The sequence below is a fragment of the Williamsia sp. R60 genome (assembly GCF_054063855.1).
Map to the genome: position 1 here is coordinate 771,229 of NZ_JBSSGR010000001.1, position 25,181 is coordinate 796,409.

A 25,181-nucleotide genomic window follows, 5' to 3' on the forward strand; every position below is an offset into this window, starting at 1 on the left:
CACCAATCGCCGGGATGTGGTCAGGACGACGCGTACGGAAGCACCCTCGTCTTGTGTCTGGAGAACAGCTGTTTCAGCGAGTACCGGCCCTTGACCGGGTCCCACGCACGTGACGGCAGCCAGAAGATGCGATGCAGCACCCGCATCGTCCGGACGTTGGCCACAGACCTGCGGGCTTGCTCGTGCATGCCGCGTGCCTCGTAGGTTGCGGGCATGTAGTCGGTGAACTTGCGGTACACCTCCACGCTCGAGAGCATGCGGCGTCCCGAGGCGCTGATGTCCATGCCTGGGATGAACACGCTTCGTTGGCCGACCTCGGTCACACACAACGTGATGTCGAGGTCGTCGAAGATGCCGTTCTGGTCGAGCAGGATCGGGCGGATCTGCTCCCAGGTCGTCCGGCGGATCGCCATGTTCGCGCCGAACAGCGACGGAAGGTCGCCGCCCTTCTTGTCGGCCGATTTCAGCGCGACCGTCAGCAACTTCCTGTGCACCCATTGCAGAGGCATGTCGTATTGGTCGAAGAAGCCGGTGCCCGCACCGATTGTCTCGTCGGCAGTTGCGAAGAACTCGCGGACCGCGCGGGCCCAACCGGGCTTCGCTCTGGCGTCGGCGTCGATCCTTCCGATGATGTCGCCGGTCGCGTTGTCGAAACCTGCGTTGCGCGCGGCGATGACGCCTGGCCGCTTCTCGGTGATGACCCGCAATTGGGTGATGCGGTCGGTGAACCCGGCGACGATCTGCGGCGTCTCATCTGTGGAGTTGTTGTCGACGACGATGATCTCGTCGAGCTGATCCAACTCGGTCATCAGGGACTCGAGTAACCAACCGATCGAATCGGCTTCGTTGTACGCAGGAATGACCAGCGACAAGGTGGGGGAGGTCATGAATCAGGAGTATTACATGTCAAACCGGCAGCGGCGCCTGTTCATTCGCGAATGCAAACAAAAAGCAAAGCACGAAATTGACCGTGACGCTCACTTATTTCGATCGTCGTGAGTTTCTGCGGCAGCTGTGTCACCTGCAGTGATCAACGTCATAAATAGACAGGGTGCCTTCCCAACCAAGGGCCCATCCGACATTTCTGTACGTGTGGCACCCTTAATCCACCTCGCCACCGGCGAGAGAAGAGCGAAAGCGGAGATCCTCGTGAGCGATACGATTTCGGCGTCCGAACGTCCGGCGGAAGCGGGTGTTCCCGCACTCTCCGTCATCACGAAGACCGCGGCAAGTGTGCCGGATCGAGTGGCCGCGCAATACGGTACAAGCCGTGTCACCTACGGGCGCCTCCAGATGGTCATAGAGGAATATCGCGTACTGACCGCCGAGCTCGGTCTCGACGACAACGCAGCGGTGTACGCGGCCGTGATGCACACGCTTCCCGACCTCGGCGTGATCGGCGATCCCTATGAGATGGCGGGTGTGGTCACCGCATTGCTCTCGCGCATCGTCGACTCGGACCTCACGCAGTCGGTCAACTGATCGCACCTCGCCCGAAAGGCTCGAGCAGGCCGTTGTAGACCTTCGGGATCGGCGGTGCGAGTTCGCCCGTGTTCCGGGGTCGCAGACCCATGGTGACCAACGACTGGACCAGCAAGGTGCCCGCGGCGACTCCGTCGACCACAGGAATGCCGATCTTGGCGCTGATGACCTGTGCAAGATCGGCCATGCCGGCACAACCCAGGACGATCGCGTCGCTGCCGTCCGCTTCGGCGGCTGAACGGCACGCGTCCACCAGGATGCCTGCGGTGTCGGGATTGGTCTCCAGTTCGAGCACCGGGATCTCGCACGCGTGGATGCCGCGGCAGCGGCCCGCCAGTCCATACCGTTCGGCGAGCTCTTCGGCGCGACCCATCGTTCTGCCCAGCGTGGTGACCACCGAGAAGGTGCGACCGAGCAAGGACGCGGCGTGCATCGCGGCTTCGGCGATACCGACCACAGGAACCGGGGCCACTTCGCGGGCTGCATCGAGCCCGGGGTCTCCGAAGCAGGCCAGCACGTAGGCGTCGGCGGGATGCTCGCTGCGCTCGCTGCGGACAATTGCTTCGATCACGCCGGGAACGGACAAGGCCTCGTCGTAGTGAGACTCGATCGAGGCGGGCCCCATCGAGGAGGTGACGCCGACGATCTCGGTTCCCGGCGCCGCCACCGACCGCGCCGCGGCCGCGATCTGCTCGGTCATCGACACGGTCGTATTGGGATTTATGACGCTGATACGCACGACAACCAGTATTCCTGTCCCGGCACGAGAACCGCCCGGGTGACCGGCTGCAGACGCAGCCGGCCACCCGCGATCGAAGATGTGGATCGGGTTGATCCGGTCAGATGACCGGCGCCTCGGACGGCTCGGCGGTCCGGGTCCGGGTGCCATAGATCAGCTCGGTGGGAAGCAACTTCATACCCAGCATGTAGATGACGAATCCGATTGCCGCACCGATGAACCAGGTGAAGCTGGCCTGGTAGCTGGTGCCCCAGATGACCACGCCGATGGGAACCAGCGCCGCGACGATGGTCGCCACCACCGCAACCGGGTTCACGCCGCCGCGGAAGTAGTACATCGAGTTCTCGTTCATCGTGAACAGGTCGTCGACCTCGATCTTCTGTTTCTTGATGAGGTAGAAATCGGCGATCAGGATCCCGAACAGTGGCCCGATGACCGCACCCAGCGTGTCGAGTGTGTAGTGGATGGCGTCGGGATTGTTGTACAGGTTCCACGGGGTGATGAGGATGGAACCGACCGCCGCGATCATTCCGCCGGCGCGCCAGGTGATCTTGGTCGGTGCCACATTCGAGAAGTCGAATGCGGGGGCGACGAAGTTGGCGACGATGTTGATCCCGATGGTCGCGATGGCGAATGTCAGGACACCCAGGACGGCAGCAGTGGTGTTGTCGATCTTGTCGACGATGTGCACCGGATCGGTGATGATGTTGCCCGCCTCGTCCGTACCGATCACCGTGGCGCCCGCGGACACCGTGCACACCACCAGGATCGAGAAGAACAAGAAGTTGACCGGCAGTCCCCAGAAGTTGCCCTTCTTGACCTCGCTGTAGGACTTGCCGTAGCGGGAGAAGTCGCCGAAGTTGAGCATCGGGCCCGAGAAGTACGACACCACAAGGGCGATGGCACTGATCAGAGCGGTGATGGATGCCCACCCGGTTTTGCTGGGGCCGACCGACAGATCGAAACTGACGTTGTCCCAGCCTGCCTTCCAGATGAGGTAACCGGCGAGGATGACCATGACCACGTAGACCGCGGGCCCGCAGAAGTCGATGAACTTACGGATGGTCTCCATGCCGTTCCAGAAGACGATCGCCTGCAGGACCCACATGAGCATGAAGCCGGCCCAGCCGAGCGGTGACAGACCGAGGAAGGCCATGTCGCCGCTCTCGCTGTACTTCTCGAGTGACGGCCAGAACTTGAGAGCGAGGAGACCGAACGCCACCGAGGCGAGATAGGTCTGGATCCCGTACCAGGCCACTGCGATCAGACCACGGATGATGGCCGGGATGTTGGCGCCGCGGACACCGAAGGCGACGCGGGTCGTCACCGGGTACGGCACACCCGCCTGCTGGGATGGTTTGGCGACGAGATTGCAGAGCAGATTGACGATCACGATGCCGATCACCAGGGCGACCAAGACCTGCCAGGCGGCGATGCCCAGCGCAAAGAGGCTGCCCGCGAAGACATATCCGCCGACGCTGTGCACATCGGACATCCAGAACGCGAAGATGTTGTACCAGGTCCACGTCTGGTGGCGCAGTGGCGCGAGGTCCTCATTGGTGAGGCGCTGGTCGTAACCGAGCTTGATGACGCTCTCGCCCGCTGCATTGTTGTGATTGGTCGGTATCTCGGGTTCAGAACCTGGAGTCTTGACGTTTGTCATGGGCGGCATCCTCGAGTCGTTTCGAACCGTTTCGGAGTTCCTGTGCGGCTGAGAAAAACTTAAGTTCGTTGTATTGCACCCTGATTACGTACGTGACAAATCGGCCGGGACAACGCCAGGGAATGCGATATATTCTGCGAGCACCGGCCAGAAACGCTCTGGTAGAGCGCGAATTGTGGGCGAATCAGCGAACCGGTGGCTGATCCTCACGAGCCACGTTCAGCTCGGCGGCGGTCTCGATGATCACCGATTCGAGCCGGCGATGGTGGGCCTGTGCGATCGAGATCAAGTCGCCGGCGTCACGCCTGGCCATGGCGTCGATCATCTTCTCGTGGTCGCTGTGCAGTTGCAGCTGGGTGGGCCCGGTCGCCCGCTGCATCACCTGGAACGGTTCGGTGATGTCCCATGTGGAGTCGAACATGTTGAGCAGGCGAAGCATGCCGCACGGCGCCGCGAGTGCGCGATGGAACAGACGCGAATGCACGTGGTACGCGCGCCTGTTGCCGGCGATGGTCGCTTCCTGCAGTGCTTCGTGCTGTCTGCGCGCGCGGTCCAGGTCGTCGTCGGTGGCCAGCTCGCATGCTCGGCTCAAGGCGGCCTGCTCGAGGACACCCCGGACGAAGTAGATCTCTTTCAACTCGGTGAGGGTGAGCTGCGCGACGAAGTAACCCCCGCCGGTCTGATGGCCCACCAGGCCTTCGCCGATCAAGGTCTTGAGCGCCTCACGCACCGGGATCGCGCTGATGCCGAAGAGATCTGCCACCTCACCGACCGGGATGGCGGTACCGGGCGCCGCACTGCCGTCGAGGATCACCCGCCGCAGATCGCCCAGAACACTTGCCTGCGCGGACCCCGAGCGCTCGCCGCTCAGGTACGAGACCAACGGTGGCTGCGACTGGTGTGTGGACACGGTTTCCTCTGTGACGGGTGGCTAGCGGCTACCGATGCCGGATGAGCCGGGTGTGGCGAATGCGTCGAGCACCCAGTCTCTCAGGGCCTCGGTGAGCACACGCTGATTGTCCCGTTTCACGATCTCGTGCCCCTCGTCGGGGAAGAGGATCAGATCGGCCTTCTGCCCGTGTGCGCGAGCGGACTCGACGACCTGCTCGGATTCACTGACCGGGACGTTGGTGTCGTGTCGGCCGTGGATCACCAGCAGCGGCGCACGTAGTTCGGAGATGCGATGGATGGGCGACAGGTCGCGCAACAGTTCCCGGTCGGCGTCCGGATGTCCGTATTTCGTGTAGGCGGCCACCGCGATCCATGGTTCGGTGTTCTCGTAGAACGACTGAAGGTCGCTCATCCCGCAGATCGCCACGCCGGCCGCAAACGTCTCGGCGTGGAAGGTCAGGCATGCCAACGTCAGGTATCCGCCGTACGATCTTCCCGCACAAGCGATCCGGCCGGGGTCGGCATACCCTTCGCGGACGAGGAACGCCGCGCAGTCCGCGGCATCGTTGATCCCGGCATATCTGCCGTACCGGTCGTCGGCGTGGGCGAACAGACGGCCGGATCCTCCCGAGCCACGCACGTTCGCCGCGAGGACGGTGATGCCTGCCTCGAGCAGGGCGGGGAACAGGAAGCTGTAGTCGGGCCGGGCCTGGGCTTCGGGTCCGCCGTGGAAGTAGATGAGCGCCGGTTGGGCGCCGGAGCCCCCACCCTGGCCCGCCCGCCGCGCACGAGCGGCCCGGGACGCCGATTCGTCGGGGTGATAGAGCCAGCCCGACAACGGCATCCCGTCGCGGGCGAAGAACTCGACGTGGTCGGGCTGGTTTGCCCCGCGGCGATCTGTGGTGCTGTCGGCGATGGCATTGGGATGGTCAAGGGGAGTCCAGTGGGCCTCACGCCAGTTCACCAGACCCACCTCGGGAGGGAGGTCGGGACCCTGCACGGTCATCGCGATCAGGGAACCCGTTGTACTGATCGACAATTCACTGACAACCGCACCGGGCAACTCGATCGGTGGGTGCAGCGTGCGGTCGGGCAGTGTCATCACCTGCAACTCGCTGCGCCCCTTGTTGTTCCACAGGATGGCCAGGGTGCTCTGGTCGTAGCTGAGTGCGAACTCGTCCAAACCGCAGTCCGGCCGCTCGGCGATGACCGCGAACCGGATACCCTCCCGCGCGGACTCGATACCGAGCAGTCGGGGGAACTTGGCGTCGAAGTCGCTGCGCACCAGGGCCTGCACGCTGTCGAGGTCCTTGTGAAGCTTCGGCAGGCCGAGGCCGGGGAAGAGCAGGGACGAGTGCTGGTAGCCCTGGTCGAGGATCACCCCCTGGTCGGACGTCGCCCCGGTGTCGTTGGGGAGCAGAGGGGTGATGGTCGTGGCGTGCGGATCGGACTGCGCCGAACGCCGGTTGTCTCGGCGCAGCAGCAACATGTCGCGATAACCGCGTGGTCCGACCCGCAGCAGGGCGGCGTCCTTCCACGAATCGACCAAGTGCCCACCCACCCGGGCGTCGAGGTCGATGACGTACTGCGACAGGGGATCGGCGATGAGAGCGTGGGCGGTTCCGTCGGCCTCGGTTGCGGTGAGCTGCACCCGGTTCACGTCCCAACCGATCAGCTCGACCGTCGCGTAGTCGTCGGCGGCAGCCACCCGGTGGGCGGCGGTGTCGTGGGGATCGGTGGTCACCACCCACACCTGATGGTGTTCGCCGCCTCCGGGCGCGACCTCGCACGCCAGCCAGTGCCCGTCCGCGGAGTGGATCAGTTTGCGTACCGGCCCGGTGCACGGCAGATCGACCATCCGCAGCGGTCCGGCGCCCGCCCTGCTGAGAGATCGCTGCACAGCCCGCGGGTACCCGGTGCCGTCGTCCAGGATGTAGGCGAGCGCCTTTCCTCCCGGCGACACCGACGCACCGTAGCTGTGGCGCTGGCGGGTGTTGTCCGAGGTCGTCGATGCCGACGTGCGCTGCGCAGAGCTGCCTGTGACCGCCGGCGTCACCTCGACCCCGGCGCGCCTGTCATCGACTCCATGCTTTGTAGCCACATCTCCAGCATGGCGACCTGCCACAGCGCGTTCGAGCCCAGGGTGGTGCGAGTCCGATTCGGGGCGGCCAGCAGTGCGGCGATGGCATCGTCTTCGTACAACGCGCGGCGACGCGCCGACTCGGCGCGCAAGGTGTCGTTGACCAGGTCGAGGACTCCACCGTCCAGGTGGCGGATGCCAGGGACGGGGAAATAACCCTTCGTGCGGTCGATGACCTCAGCAGGCAGCAGGGCGCGGCTGGCCTCCTTGAGTACCCCTTTGCCGCCGTGCGCGAGTTTGAGCCCCGGTGGGCACGTGGCCGCGAGTTCGACGAACTCGTGATCGAGGAAAGGAACGCGACCTTCCAGACCCCACGCCATGGTCATCGAGTCGACGCGTTTGACGGGGTCGTCCACCAGCATCACGGTGGTGTCGAGTCGTAGGGCAGCGTCGACGGCGGTGGCGGCACCAGGCGCGTTCTGGTGCTCGGCGGCGAACTGCCAACTGGGGTCATGGTCCAGGCGATAGTCGCTGCGCAACAACATGTTCAGCTCGTGGTGCGAACGGTCGAAGAACACCGAGGCGTATGCCTTCGTGACATCTTCGCGCGGAGTGTTCTCCAGGGGCGGATACCAGTCGTAGCCGCCGAGGATCTCGTCGGCGCCCTGTCCCGACTGCACCACCTTGATCGACTTGCTGACCTCCTGGGACAACAGGTAGAACGCCACACAGTCGTGGCTGACCATCGGCTCGCTCATCGCCGCGACGGTGCCCGCAATGGCGGGGAGCAGACGGTCGGTGCCGATGTGGATCTTGTGATGGTCGGTTTTGAACGTGCTCGCGATGAGGTCGGAGTACTCGTATTCGTCACCGGATTCTCCACCGGCCGAGTCGAACCCGATGCTGAACGTCGCGAGGTCGCGCTGACCCTGCTCGGCGAGCAGCGCGACGACCAGGGACGAGTCGATACCGCCCGAGAGCAGCACGCCGACCGGGACGTCGGCGACCATCCGTCGGCGTACCGCGACCCGCAGGGAGTCGAGCAGGGCTTCGCCCCATTGCGCCTCTTCCCAATTCAGGCGATCGGGATGAGGCTCGAAAACCGGCTCCCAGTAACGCTTCTCGGTGGAGGTGCCGTCGGCCCTGATGGTGCGGACCGTGGCGGGCGGCAACTTGCGGACACCGGCATACATGGTGTGCGGCGCGGGCACCACCGAATGGAACGTGAAGTAGTGGTGCAACGCGACGCGGTCGATCGAGGTGTCGACGCCACCGGCGCGCAGCAGTGCCGGGATGGACGATGCGAAGCGCAGCCGCGACGTCGTCTCGCTGATGTACAGGGGTTTGATGCCGAGGCGGTCGCGGGCCAGCGTCAGCTCACCGGTGTCGGTGTTGACGATCGCGAACGCGAACATGCCCTTGAAATGCTGGACGCAGTCGGCGCCCCAGCGGTGGAACGCCTTGAGGATCACCTCACTGTCGGCGGTCGAGAAGAAGGAATAGCCGTGGCCCGCGAGTTCATCGCGCAGCTCGCGATAGTTGTAGATGCAGCCGTTGAACACCAGCGACAAACCCAGAGCGGTGTCGACCATGGGTTGTGCACCTCGGCCGGACAGGTCGATGATCTCCAGTCGCCGGTGTCCGAGGGCCACGTTGCGGTGGAGGTAGGCGCCCTCGCCGTCGGGTCCGCGGGCGGTCATCGTCTCGGTCATGGCTGCGACGGCCGCGAGATCGGGCCGTTCGCCGCCCCAGGTGATCTCCCCGCTGATGCCGCACATGCGCTACCGCCTCTCGGTTGGGGTCTGCGGGCAGGCATGGTCCCGCGACGATCCGCTGAGGATCCACGTGTCTTTGCCGCCTCCGCCACGGGAAGAGTTGACGATCATGCTGCCCGAGGGGGCGACCCTGGTGAGGGCCGCGGGCGCCATGTGGGCCGAGACGTTGCCGTCCCCGTCGGCCCGTAGGTGAACGAACGCACGTAGGTCCACGTGGTGTGGGTAGAGCCCCTGACCGTCGAATGTCGGGTGGGTGGACAACCGGACAACGTCTTGTGCGACAAACCTTTCCGGGTGTCCGATCAGGTCTTTGCGCCGCTCGGCCAGCTCCTGTTCGGTGGCCTCGGGCCCGATCATCACCCCTGAGCCGCCGAGGCCGTCGATCGGTTTCACGACCATCTCGTCCAGGCGGGAGAGCACGTGGTCGCGCTGATCGCGCTCGGCACACAGCCAGGTGGGGATCTGGTCGATGGCCGGCTCCTCACCCAGGTAGTACCGGATCATCGCCGGGACGAATGCGTACACGGCCTTGTCGTCGGCGATCCCGTTGCCGAGCGCGTTGGCGATCGCGAGCGTTCCGGCTCCGAGCGCCCGGAGGAACGGGTGCCGCAGGGGAGCACCATCGGATCCTGTCGACGAGAGCAGCATGTCCTCGTCCATGCGGGCGTAGATGACGCTGAGGGGCACGTCCTTGCCGTGGATCCGCGCCACGATCCGGTTACCGTCACCACGAAGGTCGCCGGTGTCCACCACGGCCAGCCCGGCGCGTTCGGCGATCATCGTGTGCTCGAACCACGCCGAGTCCTCCCACCCGGCGCTCAGGACCACGATCGCGCCGTTGGGATCGCCGCGTGGTGGACGCGCGGCGCCCAGCGTCTCGTCGATCATCTGCGGCATGGTGTCGACCGGCAGGATCTCGTCGTGACACCTGATCTCGCCGAGGAACCGCGTCATCAAAGCGCGGTTGGAGATCGCGTAGGCGACGCCCGAGGGCACCCGCAGGTTGTCCTCCAGGACACAGAACTCGCCCGGTCCGGTCGACACCAGATCGGTCCCGCAGATGTGCGTCCGAACCCGTTGCCACCGTGGGGCATTGCCTGCGCTTCGGTACCCAGGGGCCCGGTCCAGGATCTCAGGCGGGATGACGCCCTCGGAGATGATCTCCTGGTCGCCGTAGACGTCCAGGAGGAACGCGTTGAGGGCGAGGGCGCGCTGGCGCAGCCCCTTCGACACCCGCTCCCAGGTGCCGGCCTCGATGATCCGCGGCACCGCGTCGAGTGAGAAGATCTGTGCCCGGTCCTGGCCGCTGACCCGGAAGGTCATCCCACCCGCGCTCTGCTCGCTCTCCATGTGATGTTGCCGATTGCGCAGGGTCACCGGGCCCAGGGTTGTCAGCGTGTCGATGACCCCGCGGTAGGCGCCCCGTACCCGACCGTCGGCGTCGAACACCTCGTCGTAGAGGTCGGGTTGTGGATTGTCGTGGCGGGTGTTGTAGCTGTGGAGCATCGGGTTGGCGGGGTCGGCGACGGTCGGCGGGGGTGGGGCAGCGCCGGCGGTCTCGGTGAGCAGACTGTCCACCACGTCCGACAGATGTCCACGCCGCCGCAGCGCACGTCGTTGCCTGGCCGACGAACTGCCGACACCGATCGCCTGGTCGATGAGCTCGGTGACGGTCTCCCAGTCGCCGCAGGACTCCAGTTCCGGCCGCAGCATCGACGCCAGTTCGCGCACCATGTCCTCGGCCGGACGCGGTTTGGCGGCGACCATGTCGACGAGGTCTGCCTCCAAGCCCGACCGCGCAGCCTGCCACAACGCAGCCCGATAGATCGTGGGCGACACCTCGACGCCGGGTTCGCCGTGGGCCATGGCCGTGATCTCGTGCTGCACCAATGCCCGGAACAGGCCGGCGACGAGCGCGACGGTGTCGACGGAGGGACAGCTGTCGCAGACCCGGAGTTCCAGTGTCGGCTGCCTCGCCGAGGGCCGCACGTCGTAATAGACCATTCCCGGGTCGGTGATGACCCCGGTGTCGATCAGGCGTTGGATCTCTGCGTCGTAGTGAGCGGCGGAATCGAGACGGAGAAATGGGCCGGTGGTGGGCCACCGTTGCCAGACGAGTGTGCGTGAGCTGGCATAGCCGGTGTCGGTGCCGTCGGCCCAGAACGGTGAACTCGCGGACAGCGCCAGCAAGGTCGGCACATGTGGCGACAGTCGCCACGCAACCTGAACTGCCTGGTCGCGATCAGCGACATCGACGTGGACCTGGGTTCCGCAGATGAGCTGTTCCCGGGCCAGGAGTTGGTAGTCGGCCAGCATCTGGCGGTAGCGCGGGGTCTCGGTGACCTGTAATTCGGTGGGGACCGCCAGTGGCATGGCGCCCGCGGCAACCACCCCGATCCCGAGTTCGCGGGCCGTGTCCGCCAAGACCGCACGATGCTCACGCAGATCATCACGCAACGACGAGAGCCTGCTGAACACAGCACTGTTCACCTCGATGACACAGCGTTGCAATTCCTCCACGTAGCCGCCCGTATGCGGCAGGGCCTCGAGCAGTTCAGGCGCCCGTGGAGTCAACCGGCGGGTGCGGAGATCAACGAGGTGGAATTCCTCTTCCACCCCGATATTTCTCGGCTGACCGTTCATTTGAGAAGCCTAAGACCAAATTCGGCAGTCGGCACGGCGACGGAACGCCGGAACTGGTCACCCGAGGTTCATGACGGCGTCACCCAGGTGGTGATGGTGCAGTGGACCACTTCGACGCCGTCGCGGTCGGTGATCGTGATGTCCACCGGCACCTCGCATCCCCCGGTCAATGCCGCGAAGTCGACCGGTTCGGACAGCGTCGCGACCGCATGCAGACCGGTGGTGGCCTTGGCGAGGTAGCGACTCTCCATCCCCTTCGGGATCCAGCGGTGCGTGCTGGGCACGGTGGCCTCCATCAGCATTCCCATCGCGACCTCGGCGAGATTGCACGCCGCGATGGCGTGGAACGTACCGAGGTGGTTGTGGACGCCGAACCACTTCGGCGCGACGACCTCGCATCTGCCGGGTTCCATCGTCTTCACGAACGGGAGGATGGTCGCGAAGTAGGGGACCCGCACACACATCCCGATCGAGAACAGCACCGAGCCCAGCCGGCCGGCGGGGAGCTTCTGACGGAAACGGTGGGTGGGGCTGCTTCGAGGGGGCTGGACGGAAGAAGTCATGACGGCATCTTACCGGCGAGTAAGTTAGCGCGGCGCGCAGCTGACCGGGGCAGCGGCAGAACCTGGCTCGCGGCCGTCGAGTGCTTCGCGCGCCTCGTGTCGTCCCATATTGAATGCCGTGGGTCCGTGTTCGTCCGCGAGGTCGCGCCCGACGCCACGCAGGACGCACTCTTGAAGGTCGACGGGCAGTCCCAGCAGCGCTTCGGTGGCATCGGGGGACAGGTTCGCCAGATAGATCAGATCGACCTTGCCGGTTCGTTCGAAGCGGTCGACGTTGGCCTGGGCGATTCGTTCGTCCGGGTTGTAGGCCGCGAACGACAATGCGGCAACCATGGTGAGAAACCCTAGAGCCCTTGGCAATTGGCGGGTGCCGAGGCCGGCGCCGGCAATGATCAGGGCGACGAGGACGGCTCCGAGCCACAGCTCTGTCGCCATCACACCGACGCGCAGCCGGGTGGCTCCGAAGGTGTCCATATAGAGGTCCATCCGGTGCAACGCCGAAGCCACGACGGCAAGCGCCGCGATGCAGAGTCCACCGAGGATCGTCCGCGTCAGTACCCGCCCGGCAGGCGTGCTGCGGTCCGCGCGTTGCCAGGCGATCGACACCACCAGGATGGTCAAGGCCGTGACGGCGAAGAGCTGCCAGAATCCGGTGCGCGCGTAGTCCGCGTAGGTCAGTCCCGCCGTCTCCTGCACGTAGTCGTCACCGCCGAACATCGCCCGTGCCTGGGTGATCAGGAAGGCGATGTACAAGACGAGCACGGTGCCGGTGGGAACTGCCCACATCCACGGTTCGGCCGACGTGCGCGGCGACCGGTCCGCCAGACGTGGTCGGGCGTAGCGCAGGTAGATCCCGATTGCGGTGGCTCCTCCGATGACAAGACCGAGGACAACACCGGGGCCCACCTCGGTGTCGCCGACGTCCGGCAACACAGTGCTCAGCAACGACTCGAACGTCGCGTCGGCGCCGGCGAACAGGGCGCCGAACACCACCAGGAGCACCACTGTCACCACTGCCACCTGGAGGATGGCTCCCAGGTTCTTCACCGGACGGTCCCGTGCGCCGTCGGCGATCCCGCGCCCCAACCATGCGGCGGTCGGGACGAGGGCGACGATCGGCGCGACGACGGCGGCGGCCATCTCGCGAATGGTCCGGGCGCCGACAACCAGCGTCCCCGTGGCCAGGATCGCGATGGCCGTGCAGACTGCGGCCAGCCATCCGGCGCTGCGCCATCCCGAGACGAGTAGTAGTGCAACGATGCCGGTGGCGGTGATCAGCTCGGGCACGGTGGGCCGCTCGGGCGACGCGGCGAAGACGGCTGCCAGCACAACGAGGCCGGTCAGTGCGATGCCGATCCCGATCGCGTCGGTCGGCACCAACGCCATCGCCAGTACCGTGGTGACAGCAACTGCCGCAACGACTTTCGCAGGCGCGGACCCAGGTAACGACGTGGAGAGGGTGACCCGGCGGACCTTGGCCGGTTCCTTGGTCAGCACCACCGATTGGTAAGCCTGCGGAGCATCCGAACTGTCGGTTTTGGGCATGGGTGTAGCACCTCTCGGAGACGATGGATCAAAATGGTGCCGCGATCTGCGGCAGTGGTGTGCGCGTTCGAGCAGTCGTCAGTCGGCGGGCACGAGCGGTAGACGGATCCTGATCCGGCATCCCTCAGGGTCGTCGACCACACCGATGTCGCCGGCGTGCAGTGTGATCACCCACTGGGCGATGGCCAGACCCAGACCTGTTCCGCCGTCGCGTGATCCGCCTCGACTGAACCGCTCGAAGATGCGCAGTCGCTCGGCGGGCGCGATACCCGGGCCCTGGTCGGCCACGTCGATGACAACTATCTCGCCCTCCGGCCAGGCGCTGACCTCCACGACGCCGCCGGGCGGGGAGTGGCGGGCCGCGTTGTCGAGGAGATTGGCGAGCACCTGGTGCAGACGGCCCTCGTCGGCGTGGACGTGGAGCGCCGCCGCGACGTCGATCGCAAACGAGATGTCGCCCGGTGAGCGGAGCCGGCATTCGGCGACGGCGGTCTCGGCGAAGTATGCGAGGTCGATGCGCTGGTGGTCGAGTTGGGCGACCCCGCCTTCGATCCGGGACAGGTCCAGCAACTCGGTGATCAGCCGTCCCAGCCGGTCCGTTTGCGAGAGCGCCAGTTCTAGGGTCTCCTGGTCCGGCGTCCGCACGCCGTCGACCATGTTCTCCAGCACTGCGTGCAAAGCGGCGACCGGTGTCCGCAGCTCGTGGGCGACATTTCCGATGACTTCGCGGCGATAGCGGTCCTCGCCGGCGAGGTCATCGGCCATCTGATTGAAAGCCGTTGCCAGCGTACCGATCTCATCGCGGGACGTCGCTCGGACGCGGGCGGTGTAGTCGCCGCGGGACATCCGGCGCACCGCCCCCGTCATCTCGCGCAGCGGAGACGTCATCCCGTGGGCGAGCACAAACGTGACAACGATCGCGACGAGCAGTGCCATCAGCAAGGCGTACCGGAACTGCCACTGCGCGGTGATCCAGAACGACACGCTGGAGGTGAACAGTGCGCAACCGACCACAACCGCTGTCTTGAACTTGAACGAGTGCAGCGGGTCCAGCGGCCGGGGCAGCATCACGGCGGTCCCTCGGTTCCCGGCGCCGCGCGGACCTCGAGCGCGTAGCCGATGCCGTGCACGGTCCGGATCCGAGAAGAACCCACCTTCTTGCGGAGGGAACGGATGTGGCTGTCGACCGTGCGGGTCTCTCCGGCGGCGGGCCAGTGCCAGACCGCGTCGAGCAACTGTTCCCGACTGAGCACGGCGCCGGGGTGGCGGAGCAGGAACGCCAGGAGGTCGAACTCGGTGCGGGTGAGATGTACCTCTTGCCCTTCGACCGTCACCTGCCGGGCGGTCTCGTCGATGCGCAGACCGTCCCTCGCCTCGTCGGCCGGATCCGGCGCCGCGGGCTCGGCCGCAGAGTCGGTGAACGGGCCGTAGCGTTCGGCACGTCGGAGCAGGGCGCGGGTGCGCGCCACGAGCTCGCGCATCGAGAACGGCTTGGCCAGGTAGTCGTCGGCGCCCACTCCCAGTCCGATGACGAGGTCGGTCTCGCCGGAGCGGGCGGTGAGCATCAGTACCGGGGTCGCCGAATGTGCCTGGATGCGCCGGCAGACCTCGAGGCCGTCCATCCCAGGAAGCATCAGATCGAGGATCACCGCGTCCGGATTGGTGCTGCGATGAGCGTCGATGGCAGCAGGCCCCGAGTCGGCCGTGGTCACCGCGAAGCCCTCCGCGCCAAGGCGGTCCGCGATCGACTGACGGATCAGTGGCTCGTCGTCGACGACCAGCACCGATGGCGTCTGCGGGTGTGGGGTCATGACTGCGACGGTAGTGCTCCGATGTCCGCACCCTGCGCAGATGTTGTGAAGAGTCTGCGAAGGTTTTGTGCGGAGAATGCGCGGTCGTGACGGCAGGGTCGTGACCTGGGCCGGGGCAATTTGGACCTGGGCCGGATCTATTGCATACTTGTCGGGTTGCCTTGATCGGCAGCGCGGCCCTGTATGTCTGTCGTCTGAGCGTGCGAACGTTCAGACCAGGTAACAGGCCCCCGTCGATCAGAGAGCATCACCGGACGAACTAAGCGGTCACGAACTGGTTCGAGCTTCCGTTGTGGTGCACAACAAGCAAGTACGACCCGCGTCCACCTGGACGCACACCGGCACCACGGGTTCTGCGCATGCGCAGAGGTATGTGTAGCGATTGCGACACGCCCGACTGCGTGGACCGGACGGGCCTGCGGAAGCAGGCACTGAACAACGACAGATGAACAGCGTCGATCACCACCGCAAGGTTCTGGTCACGGGGATGCGACTACACAGTTGCGTCGTTCGAGGTGTTCATCTGTGCAGCCGAAATTGACGGAAGAGGACACAGCGTGGCGGGACAAAAGATCCGCATCCGGCTCAAGGCCTACGACCATGAGGCGATCGACGCGTCGGCGCGCAAGATCGTGGAGACCGTGACCCGTACGGGTGCACGTGTGGTCGGCCCTGTGCCGTTGCCCACCGAAAAGAACGTGTATTGCGTCATCCGCTCGCCGCACAAGTACAAGGACTCGCGCGAGCATTTCGAGATGCGTACACACAAGCGACTGATCGACATCCTCGACCCGACGCCGAAGACCGTTGACGCCTTGATGCGCATCGATCTGCCGGCGAGCGTCGACGTCAACATCCAGTGAGTGGCGGGAATCATCAGATGACTCAAAGAAATGTGAAGGGAATCCTGGGCACGAAGCTCGGGATGACCCAGGTCTTCGACGAAGACAACCGGGTGATCCCGGTGACCGTCGTCAAGGCCGGACCCAACGTGGTCACCCAGATCCGCACCGAAGAGACCGACGGTTACACCGCCGTGCAGCTCGCCTACGGTGCCATCGACCCGCGCAAGGTCACCAAGCCTGTCGCCGGTCAGTTCGCCAAGGCCGGGGTCACCCCGCGCAGGCACCTGACCGAGATCCGCGTCCACGACGTGTCCGACTACACCGTCGGACAGGAACTGACCGCCGAGATCTTCGCCGACGGAGCACTGGTCGACGTGACCGGGACCTCCAAGGGCAAGGGCTTCGCCGGTGTCATGAAGCGCCACGGCTTCAAGGGCCTGGGCGCCAGCCACGGCGTGCACCGCGTGCACCGCTCGCCGGGATCCATCGGCGGTTGCGCCACTCCCGGTCGCGTGTTCAAGGGCATGCGGATGGCCGGCCGGATGGGCAACGACAAGGTCACCACTCAGAACCTCAAGGTTCACAAGGTGGATGCCGAATCAGGCCTGCTGCTGATCAAGGGAGCAATTCCCGGTCGCAAGGGCGCTGTTGTCATCGTTCGTGACGCAATGAAGGGCGGTGCGTAGCCGATGAGTGTCAACACTGAAAAGCAGCAGACCCGCACGGTCGACGTGAAGGCCTTCGGTGGCAAGACCGACGGCACCGTCGAGTTGCCGGCCGAAATCTTCGATGCTCCGGCGAACATCTCGCTGATGCACCAGGTCGTCGTCGCGCAGCAGGGTGCCGCCCGTCAGGGCACGCACTCCACCAAGACTCGTGCCGAGGTTCGCGGTGGTGGCGCAAAGCCGTACCGCCAGAAGGGAACCGGCCGGGCTCGTCAGGGTTCGACCCGGGCGCCGCAGTTCGTCGGTGGTGGCACCGTTCACGGACCACAGCCGCGTGACTACAGCCAGCGCACCCCCAAGAAGATGAAGGCCGCCGCCCTGCGCGGAGCCCTCTCGGACCGGGCCCGCAACGAGCGCATCCACGTGATCACCGAATTGGTCGCCGGACAGGATCCGTCGACCAAGACGGCTCGTCAGTTCCTCGCGGAACTGTCGGATCGCCGCAAGTTCCTGTTGGTCGTCGGACGTGAAGACGTCGCGGCATGGAAGAGCGTGCAGAACCTGCAGCATGTTCTGCCCATCGCACCCGACCAGCTGAACACCTACGACGTGCTCGATGCCGACGAGGTCGTGTTCAGCCGTGAGGCACTCGGCGTCTTCATCGACGGCGCCAAAAAAGATGAGAAGGAGGCCTGAGAAACATGACAGTTCAGGCAAACCCCCGCGACATCATCCTGGCGCCGGTCATCTCCGAGAAGTCCTACGGGCTGATCGAGGACAACGTGTACACGTTCTTCGTGCATCCGGAGTCGAACAAGACCCAGATCAAGATCGCCATCGAAGAGATCTTCGGCGTGCAGGTCTCGAGCGTGAACACCGCCAACCGTCAGGGCAAGCGCAAGCGCACCCGCTTCGGCTACGGCAAGCGCAAGGACACCAAGCGCGCGATCGTGACACTGACCGCAGACAGCAAGCCCATCGAGATCTTCGGAGGCCCGGTCGGCTGACGCCGCTCGGACTCCACCGAAGAAGTAGAGGACAAGAAGACTCATGGCTATTCGTAAGTACAAGCCGACGACCCCCGGTCGTCGTGGCGCTTCCGGCGCGGACTTCTCCGAAGTCACTCGTGACACCCCGGAGAAGTCGCTGGTTCGTCCGCTGCATGGTCGCGGTGGACGAAACGCCCACGGCCGCATCACAACCCGTCACAAGGGTGGTGGCCACAAGCGTGCCTACCGTCTGATCGACTTCCGTCGCCACGACAAGGACGGCATCAACGCCAAGGTCGCTCACATCGAGTACGACCCGAACCGCACTGCGCGGATCGCGTTGCTGCACTACGTCGACGGTGAGAAGCGGTACATCATCGCGCCCAAGGGACTCAAGCAGCACGACGTGGTGGAAAGCGGTCCGACCGCCGACATCAAGCCGGGCAACAACCTCCCGATGCGCAACATCCCGACCGGTACTCAGATCCACGCTGTGGAGCTGCGTCCCGGTGGCGGCGCCAAGATGGCTCGTAGCGCCGGTGCCTCGATCCAGTTGCTCGGTAAGGAAGGCCCCTACGCCACGCTGCGTATGCCTTCCGGTGAAATCCGTCGTGTCGACGTGCGCTGCCGCGCCACCGTCGGCGAGGTCGGCAACGCCGAGCAGAGCAACATCAACTGGGGCAAGGCCGGCCGTATGCGTTGGAAGGGCAAGCGCCCGACCGTCCGTGGTGTCGTGATGAACCCGGTCGACCACCCGCACGGTGGCGGCGAGGGCAAGACCTCCGGTGGTCGCCACCCGGTCAGCCCGTGGGGTAAGCCCGAGGGCCGTACCCGCAAGAACAAGGCCAGCGACAAGCTGATCGTCCGTCGCCGGCGCACCGGCAAGAACAAGCGATAACAGGAGGGAGTTAGAGAATGCCACGCAGCCTCAAGAAGGGCCCCTTCGTCGACGACCACCTGTTGAGCAAGGTCGACGTTCAGAACGAAAAGGGCACCAAGCAGGTCATCAAGACCTGGTCCCGTCGGTCCACCATCATTCCGGACTTCATCGGTCACACCTTCGCCGTCCACGACGGCCGCAAGCATGTACCGGTGTTCGTCTCGGAGTCCATGGTCGGTCACAAGCTCGGCGAGTTCGCGCCGACGCGCACCTTCAAGGGACACATCAAAGACGACCGGAAAGCGAAGCGTCGGTAGATGAGTACTGAAACAACCAATCCGACCGCCAAGGCGACCGCGAAGTTCGTGCGTGTCACGCCGATGAAGGCGCGTCGTGTCATCGACCTGGTCCGCGGCAAGAACGTGGACGAGGCCCTCGACATCCTGCAGTTCGCGCCCCAGGCTGCGAGCGAGCCGGTCGCCAAGGTGCTCGCCAGCGCCGTGGCCAACGCGGAGAACAACCTCGACCTCGACCGTCGCACCCTCGTGGTGTCGCAGGCGTTCGCCGACGAGGGTCCGACCATGAAGCGGTTCCGTCCGCGCGCCCAGGGGCGTGCCTTCCGGATCCGTAAGCGGACCAGCCACATCACCGTCGTGGTGGAAAGCATCGCCAGGAGCGACGCGGCCGCCGGCCGCAATCGCCGGAAGGGAGCTCAGTAGTGGGCCAGAAGATCAACCCGCATGGCTTCCGTCTCGGTATCACCACGGACTGGAAGTCCCGGTGGTACGCAGACAAGCAGTATGCGGAATACGTCAAAGAGGATGTCGCCATCCGCAAGCTCCTGGCCACCGGCCTCGAGCGCGCCGGCATCGCCAAGGTGGAGATCGAGCGCACCCGTGACCGGGTTCGCGTCGACATCCACACCGCCCGTCCGGGCATCGTCATCGGTCGCCGCGGCGCCGAGGCCGACCGGATCCGTGGCGACCTGGAGAAGCTGACCGGCAAGCAGGTCCAGCTGAACATCCTCGAGGTCAAGAACGCCGAGTCGGAAGCTCAGCTGGTGGCACAGGGTGTCGCCGAGCAGCTCAGCAACCGCGTGGCTTTCCGCCGGGCGATGCGTAAGGCCATCCAGTCGGCCATGCGTCAGCCCAACGTCAAGGGAATCCGGGTCCAGTGCTCGGGTCGCCTCGGCGGTGCGGAGATGAGCCGCAGCGAGTTCTACCGCGAAGGTCGGGTGCCGCTGCACACGCTGCGCGCAGACATCGACTACGGCCTCTACGAGGCCAAGACAACCTTCGGCCGTATCGGCGTGAAGGTGTGGATCTACAAGGGCGACATCGTCGGTGGCAAGCGCGAGGCTCTGTCCTCGTCGGCTGCTCCGGCTGAAGATCGTCGTCCGCGTCGTCCGGCCCGCCCGAAGCGGAGCGGTTCGTCGGGTACCACAGCGACCAGCACCGAAGCTGGACGCGCGGCTACCGCGACCGCAGATGCGCCTGCGGCTGTCGACGCTCCAGCGACAACGCCTGCCCCCGCGCAGGCCGAGAACCAGGAGGGCTGAGGCATGTTGATCCCTCGTCGGGTCAAACACCGCAAGCAGCACCACCCCAGCCTGAAAGGTCAGGCCAAGGGCGGCACCAAGGTGACGTTCGGTGACTACGGCATCCAGGCACTGGAGAGCGCGTACATCACCAACCGTCAGATCGAGTCAGCTCGTATCGCGATCAACCGGCACATCAAGCGTGGCGGCAAGGTGTGGATCAACATCTTCCCCGACCGCCCGTTGACGAAGAAGCCCGCCGAGACCCGCATGGGTTCCGGTAAGGGTTCGCCCGAGTGGTGGGTCGCGCCGGTCAAGCCGGGTCGCGTGCTGTTCGAGATGAGCTACCCCAATGAGGAGACCGCTCGCGAGGCCCTGCGTCGCGCGCAGCACAAGCTCCCGATCAAGACCCGCATCGTGACCAGGGAGGAGCAGTTCTGATGTCTGTCGGAATCGCCGCCGCCGAGCTCCGCGAGCTCAGTGACGAAGAACTGGTCGAACGTTTGCGTGAGTCGAAGGAAGAGCTGTTCAACCTTCGGTTCCAGATGGCCACCGGTCAGCTCGACAACAACCGCCGGCTGCGTACCGTGCGTCGCGAGATCGCGCGCGTGTACACCGTCATGCGGGAGCGCGAGCTCGGCCTGGCCTCAGGACCCGAAGCCGAGAGCGGTGACGACGCATGAGCGAGGACCAAAAAGTGACTGAAACGTCCACCACCGAGGAGCGTGCACGCCGCAAAGAGCGGATCGGGTACGTCGTCTCGGACAAGATGCAGAAGACCATCGTGGTCGAGCTGGAAGATCGTGTGAAGCACCCGCTTTACGGCAAGATCATCCGCACCACCAGCAAGGTCAAGGCTCACGACGAGAACGAGACCGCCGGCATCGGCGACCGCGTTCGCCTGATGGAGACCCGCCCGACCAGTGCCACCAAGCGCTGGCGTCTGGTCGAGGTCCTCGAGAAGGCCAAGTAAGCCAAGCAGTTTCACGAAAGCGGCCCGTCCCTCTGTTGGGGCGGGCCGCTTTTGGTTGCTTGTTCACCGACAACGTTCCCGTGACCGTGTGCCGGGGGCATAGTGCCCTCCGTACATGTCGACGGGGACGTTGTTGGTGGCGGGCGCGAGCTACTTGCCGCCGATCACCACCGGCAGCAGGTTCCACGGGCGATCGGTGAGCCAGTCGATGACGTTGGAGAGCCCAGGTGTCTCGTCGGCATCGAGGTCGTCGAGAAGCGGATCCCGTGTGGGGTCGTCCTCGGACACACCGGCATTGGGTGAGGGTTCGTCGCACACGATCATCGTGTTGTCGGCTTCGCCCCATGCCTCCTCGAATTCGTCGAGTGGGACTTCCATGCGGTCGCCGTCGGGATGTCCTGGGTCGCTGAGGTAGACCACACCTTTGTCGGTGTCGATCTCGCTGATCACCACACAGTGATCGCCTCCCTGGTCGCGACCCGTGGCTTCGTCGCGCTCCTCCTGCTCCGGACCCCAGTACTCGCCGGAGTCGACGTACAGCATGACGCCGCGGCCCTCGTCCAGAGCTGTCGCGAGGTCGTCCATCGTGCCCGTCTCGACGGTGGCCGGGATGCCGTTCTGTTCGAGCAGGTCTGCCGCGGCGTAGATGGGCATGCCGTTCTCGATCTCGCCGTCGAGGAAGTAGCCGTTGTCCTGGGCCATCTCGACAAAGGCGTCTTCGCTCTGGATGTCTTCGCCGGTGTACTCCGCGACGATCTGGGCAACACTCGCCGGCACGCAGGTGCCGTTCACGGCTTGCTGGAACCAGTGTTCGGAGTATTCGTCGGCGTCGCCGCCGCCGACCCCGTCAGACGGTTCTGCGGGCTCGTCCGGCGGAGCCGCATCCTGATCGGGCCACAGTTCGCTCAGCACCGTCTCGAGTTCGTCCAGTGCGCCGGAGTCGTCGGCCGCCGACGCTGTCGAGCTGTCCTGCGCGCTGTATTCGGCATCGCCTTCACCCATGGCTGTTCCCTTCGATCAGATCCGATATCGATTGGATCGGCGTCAGGGCCCGAATGTTCCCGTGATGAGCGAACCCGGATTTCTCGGGCGTCCAGGAAGCTCACAGCCAGGTGCCAGAGTTCTGCGAGTTCGCGTTTCTACCTTGTGAGGAGTCGGCCCGGGCAGAACAGGTCGGGCTTCAGGAAGGGAGGACAACATGCAGGTCAAGAAGGCGTTCACGCGGACGGTCGCAACGGGGGCAATCGGCCTGGCCTCGCTGGGACTCGGTGGGGCAGTGGCCGAGGCGACAGCAGCGCCGTCGGCGACATCATCAACAACGACGCAGGACGGCCCCAACCGGACGACCTCATCGTCCCCGGGCGCGGTCAAACGCCCGGATCTTGCGACATTCACCTTCCGCGGGCAGGAGGTCACCCCCGCCTACGACCGATACAAGCGTGGTTGGGGCTTCTGGTTCTTCGGCTTCTGGGTCCCGGTTGTTCTGTGACAACCGCTCGGCGCCTCGGCCGGCGCGACGAAATAATTCGGACCACGGTCCGGTTATGATGATCGTAGCTTCTACCGAGGAGGTAGCCATGCAGTTCGGAATCTTCACCGTCGGCGATGTCACCGTCGACCCCACCACCGGTGTCGAACCCACCGAGAACGACCGGATCAAGGCCATGGTCGCGATCGCCAAGAAGGCGGAAGACGTCGGGCTCGACGTTTTCGCCACCGGCGAGCACCACAACAAGCCGTTCGTGCCCTCGTCTCCCACAACGATGCTCGGTTACATCGCAGCCCAGACCAAGACTCTGCAGCTGTCGACGTCGACCACACTGATCACCACCAACGACCCGGTGAAGATCGCCGAGGACTTCGCGATGTTGCAGCACCTGGCCGACGGTCGTGTCGATCTGATGCTGGGCCGCGGCAACACGGGCCCGGTCTATCCGTGGTTCGGCAAGGACATCCGTCAGGGCATCCCGCTCGCCATCGAGAACTACCATCTGCTGCACCGACTCTGGACCGAAGAGGTGGTGGACTGGCAGGGCAAGTTCCGTACGCCGCTCACCTCGTTCACCTCCACGCCGCGACCGCTCGACGGCGTCGCGCCATTCGTCTGGCACGGGTCGATCCGTAGCCCGGAGATCGCCGAGCAGGCCGCCTATTACGGGGACGGCTTCTTCGCTAACCACATCTTCTGGCCCAAGGAGCACTTCCAGCAGCTGATCGGTTTCTACCGCGAGCGTTACGAGCACTACGGCCACGGCACAGCGTCTCAGGCCATCGTGGGACTGGGCGGACAGTTCTTCATCCGCCCCAAGTCGCAGGATGCGGTCAACGAGTTCCGGCCGTACTTCGACAACGCGCCGGTCTACGGCCATGGCCCCTCGCTCGAGGAGTTCACTGAGGACACACCACTCACCGTCGGCAGCCCACAGCAGTTCGTGGACAAGACGCTGAGCTTCCGTGAACACTTCGGCGACTACCAGCGCCAACTGTTCCTGGTCGACCATGCCGGACTGCCGCTGAAAACCGTTCTTGAACAACTCGATCAACTCGGGGAGGTGCTGCCGCAACTGCGGGCGGGATTCGCCGAGGGGCGCCCCTCAGATGTTCCGGACGCGCCCACCCATGCATCGCTGGTGGCTGCACGAAGCGCTGCGGTCACCGAGGCGGACACGGCCGAGGCGGAGGCGATCAGCCGATGAATCCGACTCGTGTGGTGGTCGTGAGTGCCGGGGCCGGTGAACCGTCGTCGACTCGGCTACTCGCCGACAGGCTCGCCGCTTCGGTGCAGGCGCAACGTGATTCGATTGTGGTCGAGACCGTTGATCTGCGGGAGATCGCGGTCGACATCGCCCGGAGCATGATCGCCGGATTCCCGGTGGGTGCTGCGGGTCCCGCGGTGAAGGCTGTTGTCGAATCCGATGCCGTCATCGCAGCGACGCCGGTGTTCAACGCGTCCTACAGCGGATTGTTCAAGTCGTTCTTCGACATCATCGACAAGAACAGTTTTGCCGGTAAGCCGGTGCTGATCGCTGCCACCGGTGGTAGTCCGCGACACTCGATGGTGCTCGATCACGCTGTGCGGCCGATGTTCTCGTATCTGCGCGCTGTGGTGGTCCCGACCGGTGTATATGCCGCGTCCGAGGATTGGGCGGGTACCTCCGGGGACACCGCCACGCTTGCCGACCGGGTGGATCGTGCCGCCGGAGAATTGGTGGCGCTGTTGGGCGGCACCCGTCCGACGCCATCGCCGGTTGACGATGACGAAGCCGGGATCGCCAACTTTGCTCGGCTGCTGGGGGAGTCCTTCCACCAACCCAACTGATCGCGCGATCGGCCCACGGACACATTTCCCTGGCATCAGCGCCCCCGGCACCACTGCCGGGGGCGCTTTCGCGTCAGCGTGCTGGACACCGGATGTGCGAGGTCAGCGGTGGCCTTTCGATCGACATGGGCGATTCGGTCGCGTCGGCGAATGGTGGACAAGCGCCGAAAATTGGGATCGGTAGCCGCTCGGCCGGGCTTTAGTTATCCCATGCCGGAGCCACACCGAAGGCGCCGCACAACGAAAGGGAAGACCAATGAAACGAGTCCTCACAGCCACCCTCGGACTGATCGCCAGCGCAACCCTGCTGATGGCCTGCTCGGACGACAGCAGCAGCAACGCAGACAGCAGCCCCGCGGCCAACCCGGTCGCAACCAGCCAGTCGAACGGAACAGAGGTTTCCACCGGCGGCGACACCGAGGTCAAGGTGGAGGGCAAGGATCTCGCCGGCGTGGACCTCAACTCGGTGAGCTGCGTGAAGCAGGGCGGCAAGATCAACGTCGGCAGCGGCTCCACCGGTGGCCAGCAGGGCCTCGGCATCGTGATGACGGATGAGGCCACCCCGAAGGTCGAGTCGCTGGGACTGGTGGTCGACGGCAACGCACTGGCCGTGACCAACGGGATGGGGATGTCGGTCGGTACGGCGAAGGTCTCGGTAGACGGTGACACCTACACCATCACCGGTGAGGCCGAAGGCGCTGACATGAAGAACCCGACGGCCGGAATGATCAAGAAGGAGTTCAGCATCAAGGTGAGCTGCAACTGATCTGAACCGGTGAGA

General features: G+C 65.0%; 28 protein-coding genes. 16 read left to right on the plus strand and 12 right to left on the minus strand.

Annotated elements, in window-relative coordinates; translation table 11 throughout:
- Window positions 1–20: 20 nt before the first annotated feature.
- Window positions 21–887 (minus strand): glycosyltransferase, encoded by an 867-nt coding sequence (locus ACVWY6_RS03250; RefSeq protein WP_457536138.1) that lies wholly within the window; start codon window positions 885–887, stop codon window positions 21–23.
- Window positions 888–1,149: 262 nt separating this feature from the next.
- Between ACVWY6_RS03250 and ACVWY6_RS03255 the strand changes: the two genes are divergently transcribed.
- Window positions 1,150–1,482: a hypothetical protein gene (locus ACVWY6_RS03255; RefSeq protein ID WP_457536140.1), complete on the plus strand. Its 333-nt coding sequence runs from the start codon at window positions 1,150–1,152 to the stop codon at window positions 1,480–1,482.
- Here the strand turns inward: ACVWY6_RS03255 and ACVWY6_RS03260 are convergent.
- The 10 genes from ACVWY6_RS03260 to ACVWY6_RS03305 form a co-directional block, all read right to left on the minus strand.
- A complete protein-coding gene (locus tag ACVWY6_RS03260; protein ID WP_457536141.1) occupies window positions 1,475–2,221 on the minus strand; it encodes an aspartate/glutamate racemase family protein in 747 nt (248 codons plus the stop codon). The two genes, ACVWY6_RS03255 and ACVWY6_RS03260, sit on opposite strands and share 8 nt — an antisense overlap.
- 100 nt (window positions 2,222–2,321) lie before the next feature.
- The gene (locus ACVWY6_RS03265) at window positions 2,322–3,884 is read right to left on the minus strand and encodes an NCS1 family nucleobase:cation symporter-1 (RefSeq protein ID WP_457536143.1); all 1,563 of its coding nucleotides are present in this window, start codon (window positions 3,882–3,884) and stop codon (window positions 2,322–2,324) included.
- Window positions 3,885–4,068: 184 nt separating this feature from the next.
- The gene (locus ACVWY6_RS03270) at window positions 4,069–4,794 is read right to left on the minus strand and encodes a GntR family transcriptional regulator (RefSeq protein WP_457536145.1); all 726 of its coding nucleotides are present in this window, start codon (window positions 4,792–4,794) and stop codon (window positions 4,069–4,071) included.
- A gap of 21 nt (window positions 4,795–4,815) precedes the next feature.
- The gene (locus ACVWY6_RS03275; RefSeq protein ID WP_457536870.1) at window positions 4,816–6,738 is read right to left on the minus strand and encodes an alpha/beta hydrolase family protein; all 1,923 of its coding nucleotides are present in this window, start codon (window positions 6,736–6,738) and stop codon (window positions 4,816–4,818) included.
- 89 nt (window positions 6,739–6,827) lie between these two features.
- Window positions 6,828–8,633 (minus strand): N-acetylglutaminylglutamine amidotransferase, encoded by a 1,806-nt coding sequence (locus ACVWY6_RS03280; protein ID WP_457536147.1) that lies wholly within the window; start codon window positions 8,631–8,633, stop codon window positions 6,828–6,830.
- Between the two features lie 3 nt (window positions 8,634–8,636).
- Window positions 8,637–11,273 (minus strand): glutamate--cysteine ligase, encoded by a 2,637-nt coding sequence (locus ACVWY6_RS03285; RefSeq protein WP_457536148.1) that lies wholly within the window; start codon window positions 11,271–11,273, stop codon window positions 8,637–8,639.
- Between the two features lie 68 nt (window positions 11,274–11,341).
- Complete coding sequence (locus ACVWY6_RS03290; protein ID WP_062798891.1) at window positions 11,342–11,836, minus strand: hotdog fold domain-containing protein; 495 nt, start codon at window positions 11,834–11,836, stop codon at window positions 11,342–11,344.
- 24 nt (window positions 11,837–11,860) lie between these two features.
- The gene (locus ACVWY6_RS03295; RefSeq protein ID WP_457536150.1) at window positions 11,861–13,381 is read right to left on the minus strand and encodes a DUF4153 domain-containing protein; all 1,521 of its coding nucleotides are present in this window, start codon (window positions 13,379–13,381) and stop codon (window positions 11,861–11,863) included.
- A gap of 78 nt (window positions 13,382–13,459) precedes the next feature.
- Window positions 13,460–14,449 (minus strand): HAMP domain-containing sensor histidine kinase, encoded by a 990-nt coding sequence (locus ACVWY6_RS03300; protein ID WP_457536151.1) that lies wholly within the window; start codon window positions 14,447–14,449, stop codon window positions 13,460–13,462.
- Window positions 14,449–15,192 carry a response regulator transcription factor gene (locus ACVWY6_RS03305; protein ID WP_457536152.1) on the minus strand — a complete coding sequence of 248 codons (744 nt, stop codon included), beginning with the start codon at window positions 15,190–15,192 and terminating at the stop codon, window positions 14,449–14,451. Before ACVWY6_RS03305 ends, ACVWY6_RS03300 begins: the two co-directional genes overlap by 1 nt.
- Before the next feature lie 557 nt (window positions 15,193–15,749).
- Between ACVWY6_RS03305 and rpsJ the strand changes: the two genes are divergently transcribed.
- Genes rpsJ through rpsQ form a run of 11 tightly spaced genes read left to right on the plus strand, consistent with a single transcriptional unit; the run spans window position 15,750 to window position 21,081 of the window.
- On the plus strand, window positions 15,750–16,055 hold the full coding sequence (gene rpsJ, locus ACVWY6_RS03310) for a 30S ribosomal protein S10 (protein WP_003938093.1): 306 nt from the start codon (window positions 15,750–15,752) through the stop codon (window positions 16,053–16,055).
- A gap of 17 nt (window positions 16,056–16,072) precedes the next feature.
- Window positions 16,073–16,723 (plus strand): 50S ribosomal protein L3, encoded by a 651-nt coding sequence (gene rplC / locus ACVWY6_RS03315; protein ID WP_031331700.1) that lies wholly within the window; start codon window positions 16,073–16,075, stop codon window positions 16,721–16,723.
- A 3-nt stretch (window positions 16,724–16,726) separates the two neighbouring features.
- Window positions 16,727–17,398 carry a 50S ribosomal protein L4 gene (gene rplD, locus ACVWY6_RS03320; RefSeq protein WP_030164772.1) on the plus strand — a complete coding sequence of 224 codons (672 nt, stop codon included), beginning with the start codon at window positions 16,727–16,729 and terminating at the stop codon, window positions 17,396–17,398.
- 5 nt (window positions 17,399–17,403) lie between these two features.
- Window positions 17,404–17,709, plus strand: coding sequence for a 50S ribosomal protein L23 (gene rplW / locus ACVWY6_RS03325; RefSeq protein WP_023956032.1), 306 nt, complete (start codon window positions 17,404–17,406; stop codon window positions 17,707–17,709).
- Window positions 17,710–17,752: 43 nt separating this feature from the next.
- Window positions 17,753–18,589, plus strand: a complete 837-nt coding sequence (gene rplB / locus ACVWY6_RS03330) for a 50S ribosomal protein L2 (protein ID WP_023956030.1) — start codon at window positions 17,753–17,755, stop codon at window positions 18,587–18,589.
- Between the two features lie 17 nt (window positions 18,590–18,606).
- Window positions 18,607–18,888: a 30S ribosomal protein S19 gene (rpsS, locus tag ACVWY6_RS03335; protein ID WP_030164768.1), complete on the plus strand. Its 282-nt coding sequence runs from the start codon at window positions 18,607–18,609 to the stop codon at window positions 18,886–18,888.
- A complete protein-coding gene (gene rplV / locus ACVWY6_RS03340) occupies window positions 18,889–19,290 on the plus strand; it encodes a 50S ribosomal protein L22 (RefSeq protein ID WP_023956024.1) in 402 nt (133 codons plus the stop codon). It abuts the gene before it with no gap.
- Window positions 19,290–20,129: a 30S ribosomal protein S3 gene (rpsC, locus tag ACVWY6_RS03345; RefSeq protein ID WP_023956022.1), complete on the plus strand. Its 840-nt coding sequence runs from the start codon at window positions 19,290–19,292 to the stop codon at window positions 20,127–20,129. Before rplV ends, rpsC begins: the two co-directional genes overlap by 1 nt.
- 3 nt (window positions 20,130–20,132) lie before the next feature.
- The gene (gene rplP / locus ACVWY6_RS03350; protein ID WP_023956020.1) at window positions 20,133–20,549 is read left to right on the plus strand and encodes a 50S ribosomal protein L16; all 417 of its coding nucleotides are present in this window, start codon (window positions 20,133–20,135) and stop codon (window positions 20,547–20,549) included.
- A complete protein-coding gene (gene rpmC, locus ACVWY6_RS03355) occupies window positions 20,549–20,791 on the plus strand; it encodes a 50S ribosomal protein L29 (protein WP_023956018.1) in 243 nt (80 codons plus the stop codon). The genes rplP and rpmC overlap by 1 nt, the downstream gene beginning before the upstream one ends.
- A complete protein-coding gene (gene rpsQ / locus ACVWY6_RS03360; RefSeq protein ID WP_023956016.1) occupies window positions 20,788–21,081 on the plus strand; it encodes a 30S ribosomal protein S17 in 294 nt (97 codons plus the stop codon). Before rpmC ends, rpsQ begins: the two co-directional genes overlap by 4 nt.
- A 150-nt stretch (window positions 21,082–21,231) precedes the next feature.
- On the opposite strand, the gene ACVWY6_RS03365 is transcribed toward rpsQ, so the two are convergent.
- A complete protein-coding gene (locus tag ACVWY6_RS03365; protein ID WP_457536158.1) occupies window positions 21,232–22,083 on the minus strand; it encodes a C39 family peptidase in 852 nt (283 codons plus the stop codon).
- 196 nt (window positions 22,084–22,279) lie between these two features.
- Between ACVWY6_RS03365 and ACVWY6_RS03370 the strand changes: the two genes are divergently transcribed.
- From ACVWY6_RS03370 to ACVWY6_RS03385, 4 genes are all read left to right on the plus strand, one after another.
- Window positions 22,280–22,570 carry a hypothetical protein gene (locus ACVWY6_RS03370; RefSeq protein ID WP_457536160.1) on the plus strand — a complete coding sequence of 97 codons (291 nt, stop codon included), beginning with the start codon at window positions 22,280–22,282 and terminating at the stop codon, window positions 22,568–22,570.
- 88 nt (window positions 22,571–22,658) lie between these two features.
- On the plus strand, window positions 22,659–23,777 hold the full coding sequence (locus ACVWY6_RS03375; protein ID WP_457536162.1) for an LLM class flavin-dependent oxidoreductase: 1,119 nt from the start codon (window positions 22,659–22,661) through the stop codon (window positions 23,775–23,777).
- The gene (locus ACVWY6_RS03380; protein WP_457536164.1) at window positions 23,774–24,400 is read left to right on the plus strand and encodes an FMN reductase; all 627 of its coding nucleotides are present in this window, start codon (window positions 23,774–23,776) and stop codon (window positions 24,398–24,400) included. Before ACVWY6_RS03375 ends, ACVWY6_RS03380 begins: the two co-directional genes overlap by 4 nt.
- 256 nt (window positions 24,401–24,656) lie before the next feature.
- A complete protein-coding gene (locus tag ACVWY6_RS03385) occupies window positions 24,657–25,166 on the plus strand; it encodes a lipoprotein LpqH (RefSeq protein WP_457536165.1) in 510 nt (169 codons plus the stop codon).
- Window positions 25,167–25,181 lie beyond the last annotated feature (15 nt).

What these genes read in the sequence shown, in the direction of transcription:
- ACVWY6_RS03250 (WP_457536138.1), bottom strand. Translation starts at nt 887, where the DNA reads ATGACCTCCCCCACCTTGTCGCTGGTCATTCCTGCGTACAACGAAGCC.
- ACVWY6_RS03265 (WP_457536143.1), bottom strand. Translation starts at nt 3,884, where the DNA reads ATGACAAACGTCAAGACTCCAGGTTCTGAACCCGAGATACCGACCAAT.
- ACVWY6_RS03280 (WP_457536147.1), bottom strand. Translation starts at nt 8,633, where the DNA reads ATGTGCGGCATCAGCGGGGAGATCACCTGGGGCGGCGAACGGCCCGAT.
- ACVWY6_RS03285 (WP_457536148.1), bottom strand. Translation starts at nt 11,273, where the DNA reads ATGAACGGTCAGCCGAGAAATATCGGGGTGGAAGAGGAATTCCACCTC.
- ACVWY6_RS03290 (WP_062798891.1), bottom strand. Translation starts at nt 11,836, where the DNA reads ATGACTTCTTCCGTCCAGCCCCCTCGAAGCAGCCCCACCCACCGTTTC.
- ACVWY6_RS03295 (WP_457536150.1), bottom strand. Translation starts at nt 13,381, where the DNA reads ATGCCCAAAACCGACAGTTCGGATGCTCCGCAGGCTTACCAATCGGTG.
- ACVWY6_RS03300 (WP_457536151.1), bottom strand. Translation starts at nt 14,449, where the DNA reads ATGCTGCCCCGGCCGCTGGACCCGCTGCACTCGTTCAAGTTCAAGACA.
- ACVWY6_RS03305 (WP_457536152.1), bottom strand. Translation starts at nt 15,192, where the DNA reads ATGACCCCACACCCGCAGACGCCATCGGTGCTGGTCGTCGACGACGAG.
- rplC (WP_031331700.1), top strand. Translation starts at nt 16,073, where the DNA reads ATGACTCAAAGAAATGTGAAGGGAATCCTGGGCACGAAGCTCGGGATG.
- rplD (WP_030164772.1), top strand. Translation starts at nt 16,727, where the DNA reads ATGAGTGTCAACACTGAAAAGCAGCAGACCCGCACGGTCGACGTGAAG.
- rplW (WP_023956032.1), top strand. Translation starts at nt 17,404, where the DNA reads ATGACAGTTCAGGCAAACCCCCGCGACATCATCCTGGCGCCGGTCATC.
- rplB (WP_023956030.1), top strand. Translation starts at nt 17,753, where the DNA reads ATGGCTATTCGTAAGTACAAGCCGACGACCCCCGGTCGTCGTGGCGCT.
- rpsS (WP_030164768.1), top strand. Translation starts at nt 18,607, where the DNA reads ATGCCACGCAGCCTCAAGAAGGGCCCCTTCGTCGACGACCACCTGTTG.
- rplV (WP_023956024.1), top strand. Translation starts at nt 18,889, where the DNA reads ATGAGTACTGAAACAACCAATCCGACCGCCAAGGCGACCGCGAAGTTC.
- rplP (WP_023956020.1), top strand. Translation starts at nt 20,133, where the DNA reads ATGTTGATCCCTCGTCGGGTCAAACACCGCAAGCAGCACCACCCCAGC.
- rpmC (WP_023956018.1), top strand. Translation starts at nt 20,549, where the DNA reads ATGTCTGTCGGAATCGCCGCCGCCGAGCTCCGCGAGCTCAGTGACGAA.
- rpsQ (WP_023956016.1), top strand. Translation starts at nt 20,788, where the DNA reads ATGAGCGAGGACCAAAAAGTGACTGAAACGTCCACCACCGAGGAGCGT.
- ACVWY6_RS03365 (WP_457536158.1), bottom strand. Translation starts at nt 22,083, where the DNA reads ATGGGTGAAGGCGATGCCGAATACAGCGCGCAGGACAGCTCGACAGCG.
- ACVWY6_RS03370 (WP_457536160.1), top strand. Translation starts at nt 22,280, where the DNA reads ATGCAGGTCAAGAAGGCGTTCACGCGGACGGTCGCAACGGGGGCAATC.
- ACVWY6_RS03375 (WP_457536162.1), top strand. Translation starts at nt 22,659, where the DNA reads ATGCAGTTCGGAATCTTCACCGTCGGCGATGTCACCGTCGACCCCACC.
- ACVWY6_RS03380 (WP_457536164.1), top strand. Translation starts at nt 23,774, where the DNA reads ATGAATCCGACTCGTGTGGTGGTCGTGAGTGCCGGGGCCGGTGAACCG.
- ACVWY6_RS03385 (WP_457536165.1), top strand. Translation starts at nt 24,657, where the DNA reads ATGAAACGAGTCCTCACAGCCACCCTCGGACTGATCGCCAGCGCAACC.